Raw genomic sequence first — 22,989 nt, 5'->3', positions numbered from 1 at the left:
AGCGCCTCCGGATTTGAAATTTTGGATTGAATCAGAATTTTTCTGAAATCTTCATTGCTTGAGATAAATCTAAAATCCAATACCAATATTGTTTAACGGATGCGAAGACAGCGCTACTACGTACCCAAATAAAAGAGAGTAAAAAAGAAATGATTAACGAAAATAGCAAAGTGATGCTGTCAGTCAAAGATTTGACGGCAAATGTTGATGGAAACCAAATCCTCAAAGGTGTAAATCTTGAGGTGCGTGCTGGTGAACTTCATGCGATTATGGGACCAAATGGTTCTGGTAAAAGCACGTTTTCCAAGGTTTTGGCGGGACACCCTAGTTATGAAGTGACTGGTGGTGAAGTGGTTTTCCAAGCAGAAAATCTTTTGGAACTCGAACCCGAAGAACGTGCTAGAAATGGTGTATTCTTAGCTTTTCAATATCCTTTAGAAATACCTGGTGTCAGTAATTTAGACTTTTTAAGAGTCGCTTATAATTCTCGACGCAAAGCACAAGGTTTAGAAGAAATTGATGCTTTTGATTTCGATGATTTGGTAGAGGAAAAGCTCGAAGTTGTAAAAATGGACTCTAGTTTTCTTAACCGCAGTTTAAATGAAGGCTTTTCTGGTGGTGAAAAAAAGCGCAATGAAATTTTGCAAATGGCGCTTTTGGAACCAGATTTAGCAATTTTGGATGAAACTGATTCTGGTTTAGATATTGACGCGCTGAAAATCGTGGCGAATGGAGTTAATCAGCTAGCGAATCAGGAAAACGCCACAATTATGATTACCCACTATCAGCGTTTACTTGATTATATTGTGCCGGATTACGTTCACGTAATGGCAAAAGGGAAGATTATCAAATCTGGTGGTAAAGAATTAGCCTTAGAGTTGGAATCTCGCGGTTACGATTGGATTTTAGAAGAAGCTGGTGTTGAGGTTGGTGTGTAATGAATATAGAAGTTTCCCCCAGCCCAATTCCTAACTCTACGGAACCAAGTTTATCCAATGCGCTCTTAAATAAAGATAAAGATGATTATTTAAGTGGATTGTTAGATAAAGTTAGTAGTGTAAAAAAAGAAGGCTGGCTGCAAGAGCTAAAAGATAATGCTGCTAATTGGGTGCGTCACTCAACATTACCTGGTAAAAAAGATGAAGAATGGCGATTCACCGATGTATCAGCTTTACGTAATTTTGATTTAAGTCTAGAAACTAAAACTGTATCTCCAGACTTCGCTGCTTTTACAGCAATTAGCGATACTCGTTTGGTATTTGTAAATGGCGTATTTGCAAAAGAATTATCGGCGACAGGAGATTTACCGGAAGGAGTTGTAGTTAATAATTTAGCTAGCTTACCCAATTTAGATGGGGAATTAGTTAAGGAATATTTGGCACAGGCTGAAGGAGCTAGAGAAGTATTTACGGCTCTAAATACAAGCGGAATTAACGATTTAGCTGTAATTTGGCTATCTCATAACGTAGTAGTAGAAACACCGATACACTTAGTATTTATTACTGCTGGAGATCAAGTAATTTCTCAACCGCGCTGTTTGGTAGTAGCAAAGAAAGGTTCTCAAGTTACTTTAGTAGAAGAATTTATCAATTCTGGTACGGGGAAAGAACAAGATAAAGAAGTTTACTTAAATAACGCCGTTACAGAAATCTGGGTTGATGAAAACGCCAGCGTAAATCATACCAGAGTTGAACGAGATAGTGTAGAAGCCTTTCATATCGGGAAAACAGCGGTAACTCAAGGGCGTAACAGTCGCTACACCTGTAACGCGATCGCCTTGGGTGGAAAATTATCGCGACACAATTTAGAAATTTTACAAGCCGGGGAGCAAACAGAAACAACGCTTAACGGTTTGACAATAATTTCTGGTAATCAATTATCTGATACTCATAGCGCCCTTGCTCTTAATTATCCCTACAGTAGCAGCAAGCAGTTGCAGAAAAACATCATAGCGGATAAAGCCCACGGGGTATTTAACGGGAAAATCTTCGTTCCCAAACCCGCGCAATTAACAGACGCATCCCAGTTAAATAGAAACTTGCTGCTATCTCCTCAAGCTAAAGTGGACACCAAACCGCAGTTAGAAATCACCGCAGACAACGTAAAATGCGCTCACGGTGCGACGGTTAGTCAGTTAGAAGATGATGAAATTTTCTACTTGCAAAGTCGAGGAATCGATGAAAATAGCGCCCGTCACTTATTAATTAACGCCTTTGCTGCTGAGATAATTAATAAAATACCCGTTCCTTCCCTGCGTAAAAATCTAACTCAAATAGTAAATCAATTTTAGATTTTAAATTTTAGATTTTAGATTTTAGATTGATTGATTAAGCAATCAAGTTGTGAGTAACTACTCTATAATATTACATCTCTGTGTCTTTCTATTCTCCGTTTACTCTGCGTTTAGTAAGGTTTTTTATCATCAATCTTTAATCCGAAATCCGAAATTAAAAATCCAAAATTAAAAATCCAAAATTAAAAATCCCATGACTTTCACCCAGGAAAAAACTATCGCAGACAAAGTTCGCCAAGACTTCCCGATATTGCACCAGGAAGTTAACGGTAAACCTTTAGTTTATCTAGATAACGCTGCCACATCTCAAAAACCTTTATTCGTACTTGATGCCATTCGTAACTATTACGAAGGGTATAATGCTAACGTACATCGTGGCGCACATCACCTCAGCGCTAAAGCTACCGATGCATACGAAGCAGCAAGAGATAAAGTTACTAAATTTGTTAATGCTGCATCTCGTCAAGAAATAGTTTTTACCCGCAACGCTACCGAAGCAATAAACTTGGTTGCTTACAGTTGGGGGATGAATAACCTACAGCCGGGAGATGAAATTATTCTTTCGGTAATGGAACACCACAGCAATATTATCCCGTGGCAGCTAATTGCTCAAAAAACTGGTGCGGTGTTGAAGTATGTAGAATTGACACCGGAAGAAACTTTTGATTTAGAACAATTTAAAAAGCTGCTTTCCGATAAAACAAAATTGGTGTCAGTAGTTCATGTTTCTAACACCTTGGGCTGTATAAATCCGGTAAAAGAAATTTGTAAATTAGCTCATGAAAAGCAAGCAAAGGTATTAATTGATGCTTGTCAAAGCGTGCCTCATATGCCAGTTGAAGTGCAGGAAATAGACTGCGATTGGTTGGTAGCATCCGGACACAAAATGTGCGCTCCAACTGGCATTGGTTTCCTATATGGCAAATTAGAAAATTTGGAAGCAATGCCACCATTTATGGGTGGTGGAGAAATGATTGCTGACGTATTTTTAGACCATTCAACCTACGCAGAATTACCAAGTAAATTTGAAGCAGGTACCCCGGCGATCGCAGAAGCAATAGCTTTAGGTGCAGCGGTGGATTATCTCAGCAGTATTGGCATGGATAAAATCTATGCTTACGAATCAGAATTAACTGGCTATTTATTTGAGCAGTTGGGAAAAATACCGGAAGTAAAAATTTACGGCCCCAAACCAGATGTTAAAGGTTGTGGTAGAGCAGCATTAGCTTCATTTACTACGGGAGAAGTTCATCCTAACGACTTATCTACTTTGTTGGATAACGAAGGTGTAGCAATTCGTTCTGGACATCATTGTACGCAACCATTACACCGTATTTTGGATGCTCCTGGTACGGCAAGAGCAAGTTTATCTTTTTATAATACCCGTGAAGAAATCGATATTTTTATCAAAGCGTTGAAAGAGAGTTTGGATTTCTTTAGCAGTATGATGGGTTAATTAATGATGAAACATTCTCTGCTTTAACAACAATCTGCTAATAAATTTTATAATAAATTTGGGCTTATCTAAAAATGTTTGTAATTACATTCTTTTAGGTAAGTCCTTTTGATAATAAAATTAGGGCTAAATTCTGTTTTAAATATATAAAAATGGCGAGGTAAGCAAAAACAAATAATATTTTTGATGAACTAGCTCAATATAGGCAGAAACTTGGATTACCAGCGGCTGGTAGTGAAACAGACAAATCAACTGTCGCAAAACTAGAAATAGTTAGTCAAAGCTTCTTTGGCATAAATTCTAGCAGTAATCCCAATCCTCGACAAATTACTTTAAGAGTTAATCCTATTAGTAAAACTCATGCAAAAGCTGATGCTTTTCAACAAGCAGCAGATGCGAACATCGCAGAAGAGAAGGCTGTTTTGATTGTTGATAGAGAACTTTGTGCGGCTTGCGGTTTAAGAGGAGGGGTAAATTCTATGGCGTGGCAATTAGGTATAGAAGAATTAACAATTATTACTCCTGCTGGAAGTAAAACAATTACGATTAAACCCCCAAAAAGAAGAAGGTAAAGATGTTTGTATTAGACTTATCGGTAGAAAACTGGATTGATAACTTTAACCAAGAAGAAGTGATAGAAACTTCAAGTTGGAATCAAATTGAAACAGCTATCAAAGAATTAAATGGCAAAAACAAAACTTTAGTAACAATAGGCGCTGAGAATCAAACTTATATGAGCATTGGGGGCGGTGCAGAAGGAAGATATGTCGTTACCGCAACTTTTGACAACTTAGACTTCCATGTCTTAGTTAATTTTTTAAAACCAGACAATAAAGTAGAAAAACTGGTTGTAGGCGGGCAAGAAGGAAATTATTTAGCAAAAATGTGTGTTGATTTGTTGCCTTGTCTACTAGCTGCTAGAACTTTTGCAGAATCTGTAAAACTGGATAGTTTGCTTTCTTGGGAAGAAGATAAGTCATTAGTCGGAGTTTAAAAATTAAAAAATATATTGCAGGAGCAATTAGCTTGTCATACAGCGACTTTACTTTATCTAAAGTCAGAAAAACCTTTAATTTAACGATTTCTGACACCATTGATATCTTTGCATCTATACCTGAAATTGAAATTCCAGCGTTACTCGCAGAAACTTTAGCAGAAAATCTTCCCTTAGCATTAGCAAGTAATACAGAAAAATCCCGTTCGGAAATGATTATTTCCCCGATTTTAATTGCTGTAAGAAAGTATTTAAAAAATCAGATCAGTCTATTTTCAGGTATTGATTTTACAGTAGATTCAAGTCAGGGTTTGAATGGAAATTGCGATTTTATTATTAGCAGTTCCCCAGAATTACTCATTTTAAATGCTCCTGTAATTACTATTGTAGAAGCTAAAAAAGAAAATATTAATGCAGGTTTAGGTCAATGTGTTGCAGAAATGCTTGCAGCCCAAATATTTAATCAAAAAGAAGGAAATAATATTCCGATTATTTATGGAACTGTTACTACTGGAACTAGCTGGAAGTTTTTAAAACTTATTGAAAATATAGTAGAAATTGACCTTAACGAATACTATATTAATAATGTCAGTAAAATATTTGGAATATTGTGTAATATCCTTTCTGAAAAACAAACTATCTAAAGTGAACAATGGTTGTAACTTATACTCTGCCAGAACAGCGAACCGTACTACATAATATCAGCTGGGAAACCTTTGAAACTTTGCTCAAAGAGACTGGTGAGGATAGAGGTTCTCAATTTGCCTATGACGGTAGTACTTTAGAAATTATGACTCCACTTTTTGAACACGAAAATCCTAAAATAAATTTTGACCGTTTTATATTTATCCTGGCAGAAGAACTTAATATCGAAATCAAAAGCGCTGGCTCGACAACTTTAAAAAGAAAGATTGTGAGAAAAGGAATAGAACCCGACAACTGTTACTATATTCAAAACGAATTAGCCGTTAGAGGAAGAGAAACTCTCGATTTAACAAATTCACCAGCACCCGATTTAGTAATTGAAATTGATATTACCAGCACTTCAGTAGATAAGTTCGATATTTACTCGGCTTTAGGTGTAAGTGAATTATGGAGATATGACGGGAATAATTTAAAATTTTATCAGTTGGTTGAAAAGAATTACGCTGAATGTGAATTTAGTATTGCTTTTTCTTTAGTATCGGTAAAAGATATTAGTGGATTTATCGAGCAAAGTAAAACTATGGGAGAAATTGCTTTGCTTAAATCATTTCGGAATTGGGTACAAGCAAAAATAGGATAATCGCTAATGTCAGTAGAAGCATATTTTAAACAAGTATCTCCTTCTTTATTAGAAAAATTCAAAAAATATCCAGATTTTTTTGAACTATTTGATGATGCTCAGTATTTACCTGACTCACATTTTTGGCAAGAAGCAAATCTCGATTTAAATAATCCTGAAGATGCTGAATGGTTTGACGAAGCTACTAACTACGTACCGCAAACCTTAGAAAAATTAAAATATGAGCAGCCAAAAGAGTTTGAAAAGCTCAAATCCGATATTCCGACAATGCTTGCAGAAGGCAAAAATTCTGAGTTCGATATTGGCAAAAAATGGAACACCCTTCACTTTATTTTGACTGGCACAACTTACTCAACTCCCATACCGTTTCTTATCGGTAAGAATAAACAAGATAAATTAGCTTCGATAAATGCCATCTTAGGGGGTAATACAATAGATTACGAAACAGACAATGGACTTCTGCGATACCTAAATGCCGATGAAGTTACACAAGTTGCTGAAGCTTTATCAAAATTTTCTCAGGCTCATTTTCAAGAGCGGTTTACTTTGAAAGGCTTAGAAAATGGCTTTGATAGTCTCTACGATACTTATAAAAAACTTTTAAATTACTACCAAAATGTGGCTTATCAGAAAGATGCGATGTTTTTATATTTTGGTTGATGGGGAATAGTTAAGAGTTAGGAGTTAGGAGTTAGGAGTTGGGAATGATGAAATTTTGGATTTTGGATTAAAGTCTCCCCCCCTCTTCCCCCTCTTCCCACTCTACCCCCTCTGCCAATCTCCCATCCAAAAATTAAAATATCGTATGCTTTTCTAACAAAAGATGTCTCCTGGGTAGTGTGAATGCGATAATTCCCAGAGGAAGACTGTTAATTGTGAGGGATAGATGACACTTAAGCGGATATTTTTATTTTTACTTACTGTAGTAACTATTTTATTTTCTGGCTCCACTTTGTTAGGAAGCTTGAATAAGCCTCAATTCCAAAGCGAGTTGGAGTTATACCAAACTAATATTGTATTGCTAGCAACTGAATGGCAACCTTCGGATAACGATGAAAATTTGCAAAGTACGAAAAAAGCCATACTTGGTGTAAAACCTCTTAATGGTGCATTAAAGCAATATGAAGAAGCCCGCACGTCAGCGAAAACTAATTTAGAAAACGCTCAAAAACAATTAGAATTATTACCCTCCGAATCAACTGATGTCATTCCTACGTCGAAATCTCAGTCGGATATTCCTCCTGTTAATAATGTCTCTTCACTAGTAAAGCAAAAACAATTACAGCAAACTTCCAATCGATTACAAGAATCGATCGCCGAATTAAATATACGTATAGGGATTATTCAAGCACGTCAAGGCAATAGCGATACAGCTATGGAAACTTGGCAGCAGGTACAAAAAAATTCCAGTATAAATCCTCAGCTTCGCGAAACTAGTCAAACTTTAATTGGGCTTTGGCAAAAATCTCCTCGTGTTTCAGAAGACGCAGAATTACTAATTAAAGATAATCTTAAAGGCTGGTTTCGCTATAGCGCTTTAGAAAAAACATATCAGATTCAACAAAATCCAGAATATTTAAATAATATTAAAGTCATTGAGCAAAGAGCAGCAGAAGAAGCCTTACTTAAATTAACTGCTATAGCTATTCTTCCTGTACTAGGAGGCTTTATTGGCATAACATTACTTATTTTCACTTTCGGACAATGGATAATCAAAAGAAAGGAAGCGCTACTAGCTAGAAATGCTGAAGTTCGCTGGATAACTCCCTGGGATGGTGAAACGATTTTGCAGGTTTTTGTTGTCGGCTTTTTCTTAATGGGACAATTGCTTATTCCCTTAGTCTGGCAGTTTCTTCCTCTACCATCTCCTGATGGAAACGTCAGACTTGAAGCACTATACATCTTACTTCGCTATATCCTTCTAGCCAGTGGTTCTTTATTAGTTTTGTATTTATCTATCAAGCAATTTCTACCACTTGGAGAAGATTGGTTTCGCTTTCGCTTGCGGGATGGCTGGTTGCTTTGGGGAATTGGCGGTTATTGCGCGGTAATACCGATTTTTATCGTCGTTTCTTTGATTAATCAACAACTTTGGCAGGGACAAGGTGGTAGTAATCCCCTATTACAGACAGTCTTGGAAAGTCAAGATAATCTGGCATTATTGATATTTTTCTCTACAGCTGCGATCGCCGCACCATTATTTGAAGAATTTTTATTTCGTGGATTTTTGCTTCCTTCTCTAACTCGGTACTTACCAGTATGGGGATCGATACTTGTTTCCAGCTTCTTATTTGCTGCGGTTCATCTAAGTTTATCAGAAGTTCTACCCCTTACAGTACTGGGGATCGTGCTTGGAGTGGTTTATACGCGATCGCGCAATCTTCTTGCTCCCATGCTTGTCCACAGCCTTTGGAATAGTGGCACGTTGCTAAGTCTATTTCTATTGGGCAGCAGTACTAATTGACACTTAATGGCTACTGTTGCCATAATTAAAAATATCTGCATTAATTATGTGTAACAATTTTTCAATTAGTATCCGCTATAGTGAGTGTAGATTATTTTTAATTGAAAGCATAAATGCTTAACACGATATCGAACTTAAAGGTTATGTTAAATATATAACTGATTGTTTAAGTAAGCATATAGTAATTATTGATTAATTTCAGCCCTTGTAGGGATGCTGATTATTTTTGATTATTTTAAGATTGAAAATATCATGGGGCATTTCTACATAAATCAATAGTATTTCAGAGCGAGAATACATAATATGCTCAGTTAACTTTCTTCGCATCCACTTGTACGAGTGATTTCACTTGTAAAAGCTGCGAGGATAAAGTATCTGAGTAGTTGTAGCGCTCTGAATTAGTCCGGAATTTCTCAAGAAGGACTTGTACAACTGAATACTGCAATTAATTATCAATGAGATATTTTCTGTCATTTGATGACAGAATACAGCGATTTAAAATTCGCGCTCAATAAATACATACAGAAAAATATTAGTCTTTTAAACCCAGGTAAAGCTAAAACATCGTTGGGGCTTTCTGACGGCTTCGGTTTATCGACTTTAGACAACAGTAATTTTACTAGTTAGCAGTAGAACATTATTGACTTATACTGCTAACAAAATAATGGTTATTAATTTTATATTTTTATTATTAAGGAGCAGCAATATGGCAAAACTCAGCCCTTCTCACGCTACTAAGCAATTACTCGCTGGTTACTGCGGAATTATTTTTGGAGGATTCGGTATTCATAAGTTTATTCTTGGGTATGCCCCTGAAGGCTTAATTACTTTAATTATTTCTGTAGTTGGTGGTTACTTCACCTACGGCTTAAGTTTTTTAATTATGCAGCTTGTAGGTTTAATTGAAGGAATGATTTATCTAAATAAAGATCATAATGATTTTGTCGGTACTTACTTTATGAACAAACAAGGTTGGTTCTAAAATCATATACAAAGAACAGAAAAGCTTTTATTTTTGAGATATATTAAGGGTACGTAATTGTCGCAGTTGTAATATTAGCTTTACTTGTATTTTTATTGGAATCTTAACTTGAGTTATAAATTCGTTCCTAGCTGTAATTTTATATATTGAATATAGAAGCCAAAGTATACAGCTAGGATTTATGAATTATTCCCTAACTCAGCTAAGTTATTGTTACAAATAAATCACTGGTCAAAACATAATTGTATAACTAAATTCTCTGGTTAGAATCTAGATATACTTATCGATAATTTAATAGATAAATCAAATTATTCTTTTAAATTATCTATCGAATACATCTGAATAAACAACACAATATTTATATCTGGTGCGGGCTGATGTTCAAACGTAAAAATATCACATTTATAGTACTTACCTGCTTTGGTATGGGTTATTTCTTGGCAATGTCGAGCTTGTCAATAAATCCGTTCCTGAAAAGTCAAGCTGCGTTGCTTCCAATACAGTTAAGTTTAGTTATTTATTTTACTTATCTGCGTTGGAATCGACACAAAGAATTCAGTTAAATATTTAGTTATAAAAACTTAGTTATAAAAAAGTTCATTCCTGAGATATTCGGTCATAAGTCAAGATTTCGCTTACCCTCGAAGTAGGGACAAAAATAATTCAATTCTATGTCCCAGATGGCATTTTTATTTTTATAGCGAATCCGAACATTTTTCATGCAACTGGTACCGAACAAAAATAAAACCGCAACTCCAGCAGCAATCAACAAAATTACCCTTGATGTTGAGGGAATGAAATGTGCTGGCTGCGTCAGAGCGGTAGAAAAACAATTGACGCAATTCCCAGGAGTTGATAATGCCTGTGTGAACCTAGCAACTGGGGTAGCAGTGGTAGACTCTGAGGAATTGACTATAGATGTTGATGCTTTAGTTAAGGAATTGACTACGGCAGGATTTCCCAGCAAACCCCGCAAGGCATTTGGAGAAAAACATAGCGCTGAAGCTTTAAAGGAAGCTGAAGAGAAGAAGCAGCAAGAAATGCTATCTGCCCGAAGGCAGTTGACAATTGCTGTATTGCTGCTGGTATTTTCAGGAATCGGACATTTGGGTCATATTAGCGGCTTAACGATTCCAGTTTTGCAAAATATCTGGTTTCACTTTGGATTGGCGACAATTGCAATATTAATACCTGGTCGTCCCATTCTCATAGATGGTTGGTTAGGGTTGCGTCGAAATGCTCCCAACATGAACACTTTAGTTTCTTTAGGAACGGTTAGTGCATATGTTGCTAGTGTAGTTGCCTTACTATTTCCTCAATTGGGTTGGGAATGTTTCTTTGACGAACCCGTGATGATATTAGGGTTTATTCTGTTGGGGCGTACTTTAGAGAAACGAGCTAGAAATCGCGCTTCTGCTTCATTTCAAGAATTATTATCTCTGAGACCGTCGATCGCCCGATTAATAGCCAAGCCCGATCAAAATAACAACAACGCTCAAGCAGCAGAAATTGTTGAAATACCAGCCGAACAAGTTCATACTGGCGAATGGTTGCAAGTACTTCCGGGGGACAAAGTTCCTGTTGATGGTGAACTAGTAGAAGGGAAAACAACCGTTGATGAGTCGATGCTTACCGGAGAATCAGCACCAGTTCTCAAACAAGTGGGAGATACCGTAAGTGCGGGAACCATCAATCAGTCGGGAGCAATTGTCATGGAAGCAACCCGTACTGGAGGCAATACAACAGTAGCAAAAATTGTCGGTTTAGTAGAATCAGCACAAATTCGTAAAGCTCCAGTTCAAAGATTAGCCGATACTGTAGCCGGTTACTTTACCTACGGCGTATTAACTACCGCTTTACTAACATTTGTATTTTGGTATTTTATCGGCACTCATATTTGGCACGATATCGCTGCATCAACAGTACTCAACTCCTCCCCACATTCGCAGCACTTGCAAACTTCAACTCATTACTCGCCAATTTTAATTAGTTTAAAGTTAGCGATCGCCGTAATGGTTGTTGCTTGTCCATGTGCTTTAGGACTTGCGACTCCTACAGCAATTTTGGTGGGAACTGCTATTGGTGCGGAACGGGGTTTGTTAATTAAAGGAGGCGATGTTTTAGAAAAGGTACATCAATTAAAAACAATAGTATTTGATAAAACTGGAACCTTAACTACAGGTAATCCTACCGTAACTGACTGTATACCCATATCCGATAAAAGTACAGCTAATTCCTTAATTGAGTTAGCTTCCTCTGTGGAAAGCGGCAGCCAACATCCTTTAGCAAAAGCAATTCTAGCCTCGGCAGCAGAACAAAAATTATCTATACCAGCAGCTAGTGATTTTCATACAGAACCAGGATTTGGCGTATCTGCTCTAGTGAAAGAAACTACAGTACTATTGGGCAGTTGGGAATGGCTAAATTTGAATGGCGTTGATATTAGTGAAACCATTCAAAAACAAATTCAAAATTTACGATTAGCTGGAAAAACAGTAGTTGGTGTCGCAACTAACGGTACTTTGCTCGGATTGATAGCTGTTAGAGATACTATACGAGAAGATGCCCGTTCAACTGTAGAAAAACTTCGTTCTTTAGGGTTACGAATAATTTTACTTAGTGGCGATACCCAAGAAGCCGCTTTAGCTACAGCAGAACAATTAGGATTAAATCCCGATGATGCCATAGCAGGTATTCCTCCAGCAAAAAAAGCAGCAGTAATCGAATCATTGCAAAATACTCATCCCAAATCTTTAGTAGCAATGGTAGGAGACGGGATCAACGATGCACCAGCTTTATCTCAAGCAGATGTAGGTATTTCCCTGCATTCCGGAACCGATGTAGCGATGGAAGCTGCGGAAATTGTGCTAATGCGAGATCAATTAAAAGATGTTGTAGAAGCCATTGCTCTGAGTCGAGCTACCTTCAATAAAATCCGTCAAAATTTATTTTGGGCATTCGCATATAATATATTCGGAATTCCTTTAGCTGCTGGTGTATTATTACCGAGCCTCGGTTTTATTCTGAATCCCGGAGGCGCTGCTGCTTTAATGGCCTTTAGTTCCGTGAGCGTAGTTACTAACTCCCTTCTGTTAAGAAGATTTGACTTTAATTCCTAAAATCCTCCTTTAGAGGTATTATTTGCAAGCAAAAATATTCGTTTAGCTCATCTCAGGTTAAACTAAGTCAGTAGTTTTGTGTTACGTTTCTCACATATTTTGTAGAAATGCTATCTCAAGCTGCTTACATATCTGAGAGTAAAGCATTCCGATTTTACTCAAGGATTGAAATCTATTTAGCAAATAGCAGCTTCTGACCACTGAGGAATGATTCGATAATGGCAAAAAACTATACCAAACAACGAATCTTGATTGCTGACAGTTCAACCGATTGTAGCAACGATAAGTCTATGGCAGTACAATCGAGTGAAACTCATATCTTGATTATAGAAGACGACCAGGGACGTAAAGAATTTACTTTAGATAACTCCCTTTATTCTATTGGTAGAGACCGTGATTGCGATATTCATTTGGTATCGCAATTTGTCTCGCGTCGTCATGCAACGTTGGTTAAACTACCAAGAAATGGTGACAATGACAAGCGATTTTATTACCGTATTGTAGATGGCGATGTCAAAGGCAAACCTAGTTCTAATGGTTTGATGATTAACGGACGTAGTAAAATACCAGCCCACGATCTAAAAAATGAAGATGAGGTTGTATTTGGACCGCAAGTACGGGCTATTTATTACCTGCTTCAAAGGGATGTGACTCAAACAGGGCAAACAGATGCTAGCGAATATGACATTACATTGATTAATCCCAGTATGACTGAAGATACTGAGGATTAGAAAGTTGCTACTAACTCCTTGGAGGGGAATCTTTTGGGCACTTCTGCTTTTATATTCTCCTCCTACATAAATAAACGCGACTTGAAATTACTAAAATTTCTTTTTAGTAGAAGGGAACGGGTGAAGAAACATCCAAACAACTTGGGTTGATTCACCCGAATGCACTATTACCGTTAAGTTTAAGTAAAAATAAGCCCTTTTTCTTGCTAGCTGCACAACGAAAAAATCATACTTTTAACTTGAACAGCAGAAGTCTCATCCGGCAAGAGACTTAGTTAAATGCCAGTGACGAGAATCCTCAATTACTTGCTTAATAATTTCAAAAACTTGTCGGCAGTGATTATCAAGTTGGAGTGGTAATTCCTCATTTTTAAACACTAAATTCATTTTGGTTTCTGTTTCAGTCGCCGTGCTTTTATCAATTAGTACCTCTATGGTGACAAATTTTGAAAAAGGAACGCTACCAGGAACCTCTCGTGCCAGAATATAATCGGATGTATAATATTGCACATCTAAATTACATTCTTGTAAAAGCTCTATAAGCAGCGGTTGCAGATGAGCTATGGGAAGAGAAACAATATATGAACAGGTATAGCGAGCCATCGTAGCCCCACGCCTTATAATAATTTGTCCATCCTATGATACCTAAATACGGAAAATCCAAGTAAATACAATTTATTCACAAGATAAGATGGCAATTTTTTGGGCAGTATTACTGATAATTGCTTGTTAATAAAAATTTTTATTGTTTTGCGTTGTTTGATTTTTCTTCCAGACATTTAGTTAATAGTTCTCAAACCTTGTAAAATAGGGGTTTGGTGCAAAAAAAAAAGATGAAAGTCGCAATTACTGGAGCAACGGGATTTGTTGGTACTCGTTTGGTAGAAAGACTGCAAAAACAAGGTACGAAAATACTGGTATTAACCCGCGATACCGAACGCGCTCGAAAGCTTTTCCCAGCCTTAGCTTATCCTGATGTGGAAATTATCGCTTATACGCCTACAGATTCAGGTTCTTGGCAAAATGAGATAGCCAATTGTGAAGGTATAGTTAATCTTGCAGGGGCACCTATTAGCGAAGGGCGTTGGACAACCGAACGCAAACAAGAAATTTTGAATAGTCGTAAGCTAACCACGCAAAAAATTGTTGAAGCTATTACTAAAAGTCCAACAAAACCAAAGGTATTAATAAATGCTTCTGCGGTTGGTTATTACGGTACCAGCGAAACCGCCACTTTTGATGAAAGCAGTCCTTCTGGTAGCGATTTTCTGGCTCAAGTTTGTCAGGATTGGGAAGCAGAAGCCCAGAAAGTTACGGATAGCGACGTGCGATTGGTAATTTTGCGATTTGGAATTGTGCTGGGAATGGGTGGTGCGCTTGGTAAAATGATTACCCCATTCAAGCTGTTTGCAGGTGGTCCTATAGGTAGTGGCGAACAGTGGTTTTCGTGGATTCACGTAGACGATATAGTCAGTTTAATGTTGCAGGCTCTAACTACACCAGAAATGTTAGGAGTATATAATGCTACTGCGCCTCATCCCGTTCGCATGGCAGAATTATCATCAACAATGGGTGAAGTGATGAATCGTCCTTCCTGGCTACCCGTTCCAGCTTTCGCAATTGAAGCAATGTTAGGTGACGGTGCCGTAGTTGTTTTAGAAGGTCAAAAAGTTTCACCCCAACGTACTTTGGAAAGCGGTTTTACATACAATTACTCAGATTTGAAGCCAGCTTTAGAAGAAATCCTCAAGTGATTTTAGATTTTTGAAGGGAACGGGGAACAGTTTGGGTGTATTGTGAGGGGCAAACGCACCACTTAACATAGCTAGGACTTATTACGTAAAGCCCTATTTTTTTGGGGGGTTTGGGGGGAGGGGTTTTAATGTCTTGAACACTATGCTTTATGTTTCTTACAGAACACGCAATACCTACGGTACGCTGAGCCGCACGCTCCGCGTGAACGCTAGGAGCTAACGTCATCGCTGCATAAGTCCTAATAGTTACTGACGAACTTCTAACTTACGAGAAATCCAGCTAATAATACCACTCAGAAGCGCACCAGCCATTAAAACCCCTATTGCGGGAGTAAATAGAGGCTCCCATAGCTTGTACCATAAATCCAAACCAAGGGGTATTCCAGTACTACGACCAATTACTGCTACAGCAAACCAGCCAAAGCTGATTAACACAAGAAAAACATCGGCGACTAAAACTGTATTAAGTAAATTTAATAATCTATCTTTCATATATGGAATCCGTTTTAATTTGTAAATAATTCGTAGGAGCTAGGGAACAAGGAACGCCAGGTCTGGGATTAAAAGCTAAATAAAGAATACTGGTTCTCAACCTCCCTTCATTCTATGAAGTAATCGTATATATCGAATTTGGATAGGTAATTAAGAAAAAAATATGAAAAATCCTGGGGCTTCCTAAATTAAACTGGAAGCCCCGGATTTATAATCGAGGGTAACTAACAGATAAAAGCAAATCTTGTTTTACCTAAATTAGAATAGCCAGTTCTTAACTTTTTCCAAACTTTTCCAGTCTGGCTTTCTAGTTAAACCGTCTTCAATACTATTCTTAATTTCTTCTTGCCATTCCTCATTAACCATCATTAACTGTGAAGCAACCTCTACGTGATCCCGCAAGCCTTTTTGACCTGTTTCCAACATAGCAGTAGCCAGATTAACTCTTGCTTGGGGATCTTGGGGATTTAGCTTTACAGCCTTTAGTGCAGCTTTAGAAGCAAGCTTGGGTTGGCTATCGAGCATATACAGCCAAGATAAACAAGTCCACGCAGCACTATTTTGAGGTGCGCGATCGCAAATGTCTTTAAAAACTGGAATTAATTCGGCTGCATCGGTTCCAGATTTATAACGTTCTAGAGCTTCGTCAAATATAGATTCAACTGTTTGAGTCATAGTAAAACAAAAATCATTCCTCTTCTCAAAAGTCCTTTGTATTAAATAACTATTTACGAAAAAACACAAAGGACTTTGACCAATTTTCCTTAGACACCAAAGGATTTGCCACAACCACAAGTGGTGTTAGCGTTGGGGTTGGTAAACTGGAAACCTCCACCAATCAACGAATTGCTATAATCAAGCATCAAACCATAAAGATATAATAAACTTTTACGGTCGCAAACTATTTTAAAGCCATCGTAATCAAAGGTGTCATCGTTGTCGCTAATTTTACTGGAGTCTTCAAAGTCCATCATGTAAGACATTCCAGAACAGCCACCTTGACGTACTCCTACCCGCAAGCAAAGTTCTTTTCCTTGCTGCTCTTGCAATAATTTAACTTGTTGCAATGCGGCTTCGCTTAGTAGAATTCCTTGCTTTTGAGTATCAGTTGCTTGTGTCATTCGGTTTTATACTCCAATAATATGGTTTAACTATCGCGAATACGGCTCTAGCCGGTGAATTGTGAGCGGGAACTATAACAGCTGTATAGTTCCATCGACGGTTCGCGATCGCCATTTTTTGTTCTTGTATTCATTCTAGCGACATTAACGAAGCTAATAAATGTTTAAATTCCGATTAAAAAGTGTTGTAAATCGAGAGTTTATATAATCGTTTGATTTTTTCTCGAATTTATAAAGGGGGCAGATAGAATAATTATTGCAGTATCTCTATGTGTTTTTATTCTAAAATTGAACAACGATAGGCATATATATATAACTATTTTCGCAGTCCAGCTTTTCGGGAAGACAACGTCTTCAAGTTTTTTGATAGAGGAGAATCATAAATGTTTACAATTACTTGCTTCTCCTAAAAATAAAATTTGCACAGAATGCTAAAAGTTAAAAATCTACTCTATGACAAGTTTAAGTCGCTCTACCATTCGTCGTCTGAAGAAATTACCCCAAATTCCTTCTGTATGGGAAGGCGATCGCCGTCCATTTTCATCACCCACGAGCGGGGAAAATTCACAAGAGCAAAACGAATGCATTCTTTGGGTTGACGCATCGGAAGGAATTGTCCGCTCTATGGATGTTGTGAATTCCCAAGCAGGTCCAGAAGCGGTTGTTCGTACTTTAATGCGAGGAATAGAAAGTCCCCACAATCCAGCTAAGCCAGCACGTCCTCAGAAAATTGTAGTCCAAGATAGGGAAATTCAATTTTATTTACGCGGGGTATTGCAAGATGTGGATATTGTTATTGATCGCATACCTGAATTACCGTTAATTGATGAGTTGTTTCGCGGTTTTTCAGAAGTTATTGACAATCAAATTCCCGATTTACCTCCGCAATACGCCAGTATATTAAGAAATAAAGCTTTTGCTATTTGGAAATTAGCACCTTGGGAATTTTTAGAAGAACAGCAGATTTTATCGATAGAAATTAATAAATGGGATATTGGTACCCTGTACGCTTCAGTAATGGGGATGCTAGGTATGGAGTATGGAGTTTTACTTTACCGTTCAGAAGAATCCCTTAAGTTTTTTCGTGCCACCGTTTTAAAAGAAGATTCTTCACAAGAATATTTAGAAGAAGCTTTTCTCAAACAAGATTGTTTATTTTTGACTTTTGAACGTGCGACGAGTGGTGATGAAGAAGAAGATATATTTACCGATTTAGCAGATTACCCGTTATCGGAAATCAACCCTACTTTTGGCAACATTCATCCTCTTGAAGGTGTCCGATCTATTTTATATGAAGAAGAAGCCCTGATTTCTTTAGTGGCTTATTCCGCTTTGTATCGCTTTATTCGCGATCGACGTGTCGAATTAAATAATGGCTTGTTTCCATCCTTAAGTCATCGTTATCGTATACCTTTACTCTCCTCGGAATCTACGACTAAATCAATATCAGTTACTGTCGCCACTCAACCCCAGTTAGCCTCGGAATTAGAGGAAATGTCAAGCTTCGAGGACGATGATGAGGAAATGATGCTCAATGCTTCAAATGCAAGTCTTTCGCTACGGGATGATTTAATCCCGGAAGACTCTTTCCTTAGTTTGGGCATGATTTCTTGGGAAATGTCGGAATATTTACAGGAAACATCTAAGTATCATAAAGTCGGTGAAGTCGCGCAAGCTGGTGAAGGTTTACCAGTAATATTAGTTCAAACTTCCCGTCCAAAGGCAAAAACTATAATTGAATGTATTGAAAAAGACGGTGGACTTAGTGCAATTTGTTTTAATCCTGGTGCAGATCCTTTTAATAATACTCATTACGATCTTGGTTTATTACAAACTCAAAATCAAGAGCTATTTCTCTTTGGTGAATTTGAAGATGACGATCCAGATCATGTCGAAGCGAGACAAAAGTGGAATCAGCGCTGTAAACATACTAAGGGATATTGCGGTCTAATCATCGCCAAAGGATTAACGGGAGCTTCTCGTGGTAATCCACAGTTACGAGACATGATGGCTTTATTTGAGGCACGCTATTTATCACCTAAAGAATTGGGTGTTGGTACGCTTCAACTGATGCCTCAGTTCTAATTTTTATTTTTCTTTTAATTCTTTTGAATATTAGAAAAAATATAGATCAAAACTCCTTGAACTATTCTGGTGATGTTCACGGAGTGAGTCGTTAAATTAAAGCGACTGGACAGGTTTTAACTTTAAGGGAGTAGGGAGTGGGAATTAAGGAGTAGAAAAAATAAATTATATCGTAATCTTTTTTTCGTATTGGTCGTAACCTCAATTAGAAAACCTTTATGCCAAAAATGCTAAAATTATGGCACTCAATATAAGCCCTAACAGTCTAATTTTTTTTGAATACGTCAATTAATTGAATATTTATTGATCCTCAATTTTAACTTTTTACCTCAAGAAACATTCAGAATAAATGAGAATAAATTTGTCTAGGTAATAATTGGACAATATTAATTATCAAAACATAAATTCCGATCAATATGAAAGTATTCTGTTGATAGCTAATTTTTAGCAGAAGAATAAATTTTACTTGGTTTGAACAGCTTTTATATATTTACAATTGCAAACAATACATTTAAGATTACTACTTAGCTTGCAGTGACTATAATCTCGTTATCCATGCGTGAATATTGTTAAGTATGATTATATGCTTGAGGTATTTAGTAATATCTTAAAGAAGATCCTATTTGTCTTTACTATAAATATTTTTTATCCATATATAATAATGTCAGCCATATAATTGATTTCTTTTTTATGCTTTATTTTAATTTAAAGATTTTACATAAGTAGTGTAATTACTTCATAAAGAAAAGTAATATCAATCTTTTTTGATTTGATTAAAGATTAAGTAAAGAGAAATTTTATTTAAAAAAAATAGATATACAATCGAGAAATCAGTAAATTGATAGTTTTATAGAAAATATGTTTATAAATATTTATTTATATGTACAAATACTTAGAGAGTAATTCAAATTCATATAAAAAGCCAATAAATAATGGCACTGTTGAATCATTGGGACTGCAATGGGCGAAAAAATATTTGCAGAACCTTGATGTTGATTTCCACGATGGTGAATCTTCTGATACCCAAGATTTAGATCGAGTAATGTCTCAAGCCGGACGAGAAATAACAGCGCAAAAACTTAGAGGATCAATGCGAAATGTTAGCCTACAAGCTTGGAACAAAACGGAACAATTACTATCTAAGGAGGTAAAAAGACATCGTATTAAACCTGAATTGATCGATCCTTGGGAAATTGCAGGAGATTCTTTCAAAATCTATGAAAAAGCAATAGATGTTTACATGAATTTTGCGCCACCACGCAAGCCATCTATGGTAATTAAATTAACCGCTAAACAGAAATCGCTATCGTCCGGTGTTCCTTTAAGATATACCGAACAGCTTGCTTCCAATCAGTTAACAAAAGCGATTAGTTCTTCTCTGGGAGCCTTAAGACGGAAATATACGGAACAAGATCCTAAAGTGATCGGATTTACAAGTATGCAGTTTCACTTCACCAGCCAAATCCTGTTGCAGTTACTTTCTCATACTGAGCAAAAATTACTTAGCAATTACTTTAAAGTAATTGATGACCACTTATATATGCCGTTGCAGCGTGCCTACACCGCAGCAGCTAAACATGATTGCGATTCTTTAGCTTTGAGTGCCGTACAGCATCTATTACCCATTAGCACCGACATTGCTAAAAGTATTACTCAAAGAGTAGTTAAGCTGTATCCAACTTACCGCTCATATTCTGGCAACTTGAGTCGCAAGAAAGTGATTACTTCCAGTATCCGTGATGTGGAAATGTTTCAAGTCTACTTGTGGGTATGTGCTTTAGAAAGAAATATTTCTGCCATTCAACAAGAACTATTTCCTTTGTGTATGATGCTTTATCCAACCTTAAAAGTGAGTTGGGAAATAATTCGCCAAATGCTGCATCTATTAGGGCAAGAAATTAGCAAGCGCCTCAATACCGAACAAGCTAATACTTTAATGCCATATTTTCAAGTTTTTTGGCATATGTTTTCCCCTGAAGTATTTGGCGAAAATAATTATGGTATGGAATTAAATGCTTACGATCAAAGAAAAAGTGCTAAACCGTTATTTGCTTAACAGTAAATCTCTCAAATAAATTTATAAAATTTACTTCTACCAACCGATTGATAAAAGCTTTGTTGAGTTTATCTTAAGTCGGCAAGCAATCTACCCGGCTCGACCGTTACAAAACTAATTCATAAATGATGATATCGATATTTCGTTGCTTGCACGAACAATACAAGGACATTAAACTTTACTTTTTGTACTAGTAAGAATCCTTGTTTACTTTTAGCAACTTTGATAGGATTATCGCTCTCATTATTTATTTGGATTCTCTTTCATGATGTCAATATACAGCAGATAACACCACAAAATGACCAATAAGAAATGGGCTGTAAAACGTATAACAGTAAATCTTGCCGCACAAGAAGCAGATAAACTGGAAAAATATTGCCAGCAAACTGGCAGGCCTGCTACGGATGTAATTAGAGAATTAATACGAGGCTTATCCGTCTCGGCTGAAAATCAAGATATGGCAGGGTAAGGAATTTATGTAGAAGATATATTTTAGAAAACCATCAAATTTAAAGCAGCAAATTTGTTAAAACACAAAGCAAAAAAAACAGCACTTTTTAGCCCGAAAGTTTTGTGAATGGGAAATTCGGGCACTAATTCAGTTACAATCTGTAAAAGATACTGAATCAAAAAAAACGGAATGCGAGTTGCAATCGTAGGTGCGGGACTAGCCGGTTTATCATGTGCTGTAGATTTAGCCGATGCCGGTTGTGAAATCCAAATTTTCGAGTCTCGCCCATTTATTGGTGGGAAAGTCGGTAGTTGGGTTGATAAGGATGGCAATCACATGGAAATGGGATTGCACGTATTTTTCGGGTGCTACTATCAACTGTTTGATTTGATGAAAAAGGTGGGTGCATTTGAAAATTTACGTCCGAAAGAGCATATCCATAACTTTATAAATCGGGGTGGAAGAACTGGTGCTTTAGATTTTCGCTTCCTCACTGGTGCCCCCTTCAATGGATTAAAAGCTTTCTTTACTACCTCTCAACTGTCATTGCAGGATAAATTACAAAATTCTCTGGCACTGGCAACAAGTCCGGTTGTACGAGGTTTGGTTGACTTTGACGGTGCAATGAAAACTATCCGCGACTTAGATAAAGTTAGCTTCGCGGATTGGTTTCGCAGTCACGGTGGTAATAACGGAAGTATCGAACGGATGTGGAACCCCATTGCTTATGCTTTGGGTTTTATTGATTGCGAAAATATGTCAGCCCGCTGCATGTTGACAATATTCCAGCTATTTGCCGCGAGAACTGAAGCTTCACAACTGCGGATGCTTGAAGGTTCTCCCCAAGAGTATTTGCATCAACCAATTTTGAATTATTTGCAAGCTAGGGGAACCCAAATTCATACTCGTCGGCAAGTTCGACAAGTTAAGTTTACAGAACTTGAAGGTGTAACCCAGGTAGATGGATTAGTAATTGCAAATGGCGATCGCCAAGAACATATAACCGCCGATGCTTACATTGCAGCTTGTGATGTGCCTGGAATTACTCGCTTGCTACCCTTAGAATGGCGTAAGTGGTCTGAGTTTGACAACATTTACAAATTAGATACCGTACCAGTTGCTACGGTGCAGTTACGCTTTGATGGTTGGGTAACGGAAATGCAGGATGCTCAAAAACGCTCTTCATTGCAGCAAGCTGCGGGTATAGACAATTTACTATATACTCCCGATGCGGACTTTTCTTGCTTTGCCGATTTGGCATTAACTAGCCCTTCCGATTATTACCGAGAAGGAAGTGGTTCTTTAATGCAACTGGTATTAACACCAGGAGATCCTTTTATTAAGAAAAGTAACGAAGAAATAGCCAAACACGTATTAGCTCAGGTACATGAGTTGTTTCCTTCGTCGCGGGAGCTAAATATGACCTGGTATAGTGTCGTTAAACTTGCTCAATCCTTATATCGGGAAGCGCCGGGAATGGATATTTATCGTCCTTCGCAAAAAACCCCGGTAGAAAATTTCTTTCTTGCGGGTAGTTACACTCAGCAAGATTATATCGATAGTATGGAAGGTGCAACAATCTCCGGAAGGCGTGCTGCAAAAGTTGTTTTGGAAAATGTGAAAAAGTAGTGAATTAGGCAACGGGGAAGAGGGAACAGGAAATAGAGAATAGGTGAAACTAATCAAAAAATCAAAAAACTATTTAG

22 protein-coding genes are annotated in these 22,989 nt (G+C 37.2%); 18 read left to right on the top strand and 4 right to left on the bottom strand.

All coding sequences use genetic code 11. From position 1 onward, the window contains the following. Positions 1-149 precede the first annotated feature (149 nt). The 13 genes from sufC to ACM03V_RS18835 all read left to right on the top strand — a co-directional run bounded on the left by sufC (position 150) and on the right by ACM03V_RS18835 (position 13,324). Complete coding sequence (gene sufC / locus ACM03V_RS18895; protein WP_414622337.1) at positions 150-938, top strand: Fe-S cluster assembly ATPase SufC; 789 nt, start codon at positions 150-152, stop codon at positions 936-938. Continuing rightward, the gene (gene sufD / locus ACM03V_RS18890) at positions 938-2,290 is read left to right on the top strand and encodes a Fe-S cluster assembly protein SufD (RefSeq protein WP_414622336.1); all 1,353 of its coding nucleotides are present in this window, start codon (positions 938-940) and stop codon (positions 2,288-2,290) included. Before sufC ends, sufD begins: the two co-directional genes overlap by 1 nt. 196 nt (positions 2,291-2,486) lie before the next feature. Beyond that, positions 2,487-3,749, top strand: a complete 1,263-nt coding sequence (locus ACM03V_RS18885) for a cysteine desulfurase (RefSeq protein WP_414622335.1) — start codon at positions 2,487-2,489, stop codon at positions 3,747-3,749. A 179-nt stretch (positions 3,750-3,928) separates the two neighbouring features. Further along, positions 3,929-4,321, top strand: a complete 393-nt coding sequence (locus ACM03V_RS18880) for a deaminase (RefSeq protein ID WP_414622364.1) — start codon at positions 3,929-3,931, stop codon at positions 4,319-4,321. A 2-nt stretch (positions 4,322-4,323) separates the two neighbouring features. Further along, entirely contained in the window at positions 4,324-4,743 is a 420-nt protein-coding gene (locus ACM03V_RS18875; RefSeq protein WP_414622334.1) for a hypothetical protein, read from the top strand. A gap of 32 nt (positions 4,744-4,775) precedes the next feature. After that, positions 4,776-5,387 (top strand): hypothetical protein, encoded by a 612-nt coding sequence (locus ACM03V_RS18870; RefSeq protein ID WP_414622333.1) that lies wholly within the window; start codon positions 4,776-4,778, stop codon positions 5,385-5,387. Between the two features lie 8 nt (positions 5,388-5,395). Next, positions 5,396-6,028, top strand: a complete 633-nt coding sequence (locus ACM03V_RS18865; protein ID WP_414622332.1) for a Uma2 family endonuclease — start codon at positions 5,396-5,398, stop codon at positions 6,026-6,028. Between the two features lie 6 nt (positions 6,029-6,034). Next, positions 6,035-6,688, top strand: a complete 654-nt coding sequence (locus ACM03V_RS18860; protein ID WP_414622331.1) for a DUF1877 family protein — start codon at positions 6,035-6,037, stop codon at positions 6,686-6,688. 226 nt (positions 6,689-6,914) lie between these two features. Then, the gene (locus tag ACM03V_RS18855; RefSeq protein WP_414622330.1) at positions 6,915-8,492 is read left to right on the top strand and encodes a type II CAAX prenyl endopeptidase Rce1 family protein; all 1,578 of its coding nucleotides are present in this window, start codon (positions 6,915-6,917) and stop codon (positions 8,490-8,492) included. A gap of 477 nt (positions 8,493-8,969) precedes the next feature. Continuing rightward, positions 8,970-9,119, top strand: coding sequence for a hypothetical protein (locus ACM03V_RS18850; RefSeq protein ID WP_414622329.1), 150 nt, complete (start codon positions 8,970-8,972; stop codon positions 9,117-9,119). A 79-nt stretch (positions 9,120-9,198) separates the two neighbouring features. Next, complete coding sequence (locus ACM03V_RS18845) at positions 9,199-9,474, top strand: TM2 domain-containing protein (RefSeq protein WP_414622328.1); 276 nt, start codon at positions 9,199-9,201, stop codon at positions 9,472-9,474. A 719-nt stretch (positions 9,475-10,193) separates the two neighbouring features. Continuing rightward, positions 10,194-12,593 carry a heavy metal translocating P-type ATPase gene (locus ACM03V_RS18840; RefSeq protein WP_414622327.1) on the top strand — a complete coding sequence of 800 codons (2,400 nt, stop codon included), beginning with the start codon at positions 10,194-10,196 and terminating at the stop codon, positions 12,591-12,593. A gap of 218 nt (positions 12,594-12,811) precedes the next feature. Further along, on the top strand, positions 12,812-13,324 hold the full coding sequence (locus ACM03V_RS18835; RefSeq protein ID WP_414622326.1) for an FHA domain-containing protein: 513 nt from the start codon (positions 12,812-12,814) through the stop codon (positions 13,322-13,324). A 255-nt stretch (positions 13,325-13,579) separates the two neighbouring features. Here ACM03V_RS18835 and ACM03V_RS18830 read toward each other — a convergent pair whose 3' ends face one another. After that, positions 13,580-13,927: a hypothetical protein gene (locus tag ACM03V_RS18830; RefSeq protein WP_414622325.1), complete on the bottom strand. Its 348-nt coding sequence runs from the start codon at positions 13,925-13,927 to the stop codon at positions 13,580-13,582. A 230-nt stretch (positions 13,928-14,157) separates the two neighbouring features. Here ACM03V_RS18830 and ACM03V_RS18825 point away from each other — a divergent pair, with 230 nt between their 5' ends. Then, positions 14,158-15,078, top strand: coding sequence for a TIGR01777 family oxidoreductase (locus ACM03V_RS18825; RefSeq protein WP_414622324.1), 921 nt, complete (start codon positions 14,158-14,160; stop codon positions 15,076-15,078). Between the two features lie 246 nt (positions 15,079-15,324). On the opposite strand, the gene ACM03V_RS18820 is transcribed toward ACM03V_RS18825, so the two are convergent. The 3 genes from ACM03V_RS18820 to ACM03V_RS18810 all read right to left on the bottom strand — a co-directional run bounded on the left by ACM03V_RS18820 (position 15,325) and on the right by ACM03V_RS18810 (position 16,691). Beyond that, positions 15,325-15,570: a hypothetical protein gene (locus ACM03V_RS18820; protein ID WP_414622323.1), complete on the bottom strand. Its 246-nt coding sequence runs from the start codon at positions 15,568-15,570 to the stop codon at positions 15,325-15,327. Between the two features lie 258 nt (positions 15,571-15,828). After that, positions 15,829-16,245 (bottom strand): tetratricopeptide repeat protein, encoded by a 417-nt coding sequence (locus ACM03V_RS18815; RefSeq protein WP_414622322.1) that lies wholly within the window; start codon positions 16,243-16,245, stop codon positions 15,829-15,831. 89 nt (positions 16,246-16,334) lie between these two features. Next, positions 16,335-16,691, bottom strand: a complete 357-nt coding sequence (locus tag ACM03V_RS18810; protein ID WP_414622321.1) for a HesB/IscA family protein — start codon at positions 16,689-16,691, stop codon at positions 16,335-16,337. Between the two features lie 453 nt (positions 16,692-17,144). On the opposite strand from ACM03V_RS18810, the gene ACM03V_RS18805 reads away from it, so the two are divergent. The 4 genes from ACM03V_RS18805 (at position 17,145) to zds (ending at position 22,912) form a co-directional block, all read left to right on the top strand. Beyond that, complete coding sequence (locus ACM03V_RS18805; protein WP_414622320.1) at positions 17,145-18,776, top strand: DUF6930 domain-containing protein; 1,632 nt, start codon at positions 17,145-17,147, stop codon at positions 18,774-18,776. Between the two features lie 880 nt (positions 18,777-19,656). Beyond that, positions 19,657-20,832 carry a hypothetical protein gene (locus ACM03V_RS18800; RefSeq protein WP_414622319.1) on the top strand — a complete coding sequence of 392 codons (1,176 nt, stop codon included), beginning with the start codon at positions 19,657-19,659 and terminating at the stop codon, positions 20,830-20,832. A 298-nt stretch (positions 20,833-21,130) separates the two neighbouring features. Beyond that, complete coding sequence (locus ACM03V_RS18795) at positions 21,131-21,301, top strand: CopG family transcriptional regulator (RefSeq protein ID WP_414622318.1); 171 nt, start codon at positions 21,131-21,133, stop codon at positions 21,299-21,301. A gap of 171 nt (positions 21,302-21,472) precedes the next feature. Then, positions 21,473-22,912: a 9,9'-di-cis-zeta-carotene desaturase gene (zds, locus tag ACM03V_RS18790; RefSeq protein WP_414622317.1), complete on the top strand. Its 1,440-nt coding sequence runs from the start codon at positions 21,473-21,475 to the stop codon at positions 22,910-22,912. Positions 22,913-22,989: the final 77 nt, after the last annotated feature.

Origin of the sequence: Calothrix sp. CCY 0018, from assembly GCF_963920925.1 — a bacterium.
Classification (GTDB): Bacteria; Cyanobacteriota; Cyanobacteriia; order Cyanobacteriales; family Nostocaceae; genus Rivularia.
This window is presented reverse-complemented; position numbering and strand designations above follow the sequence as displayed.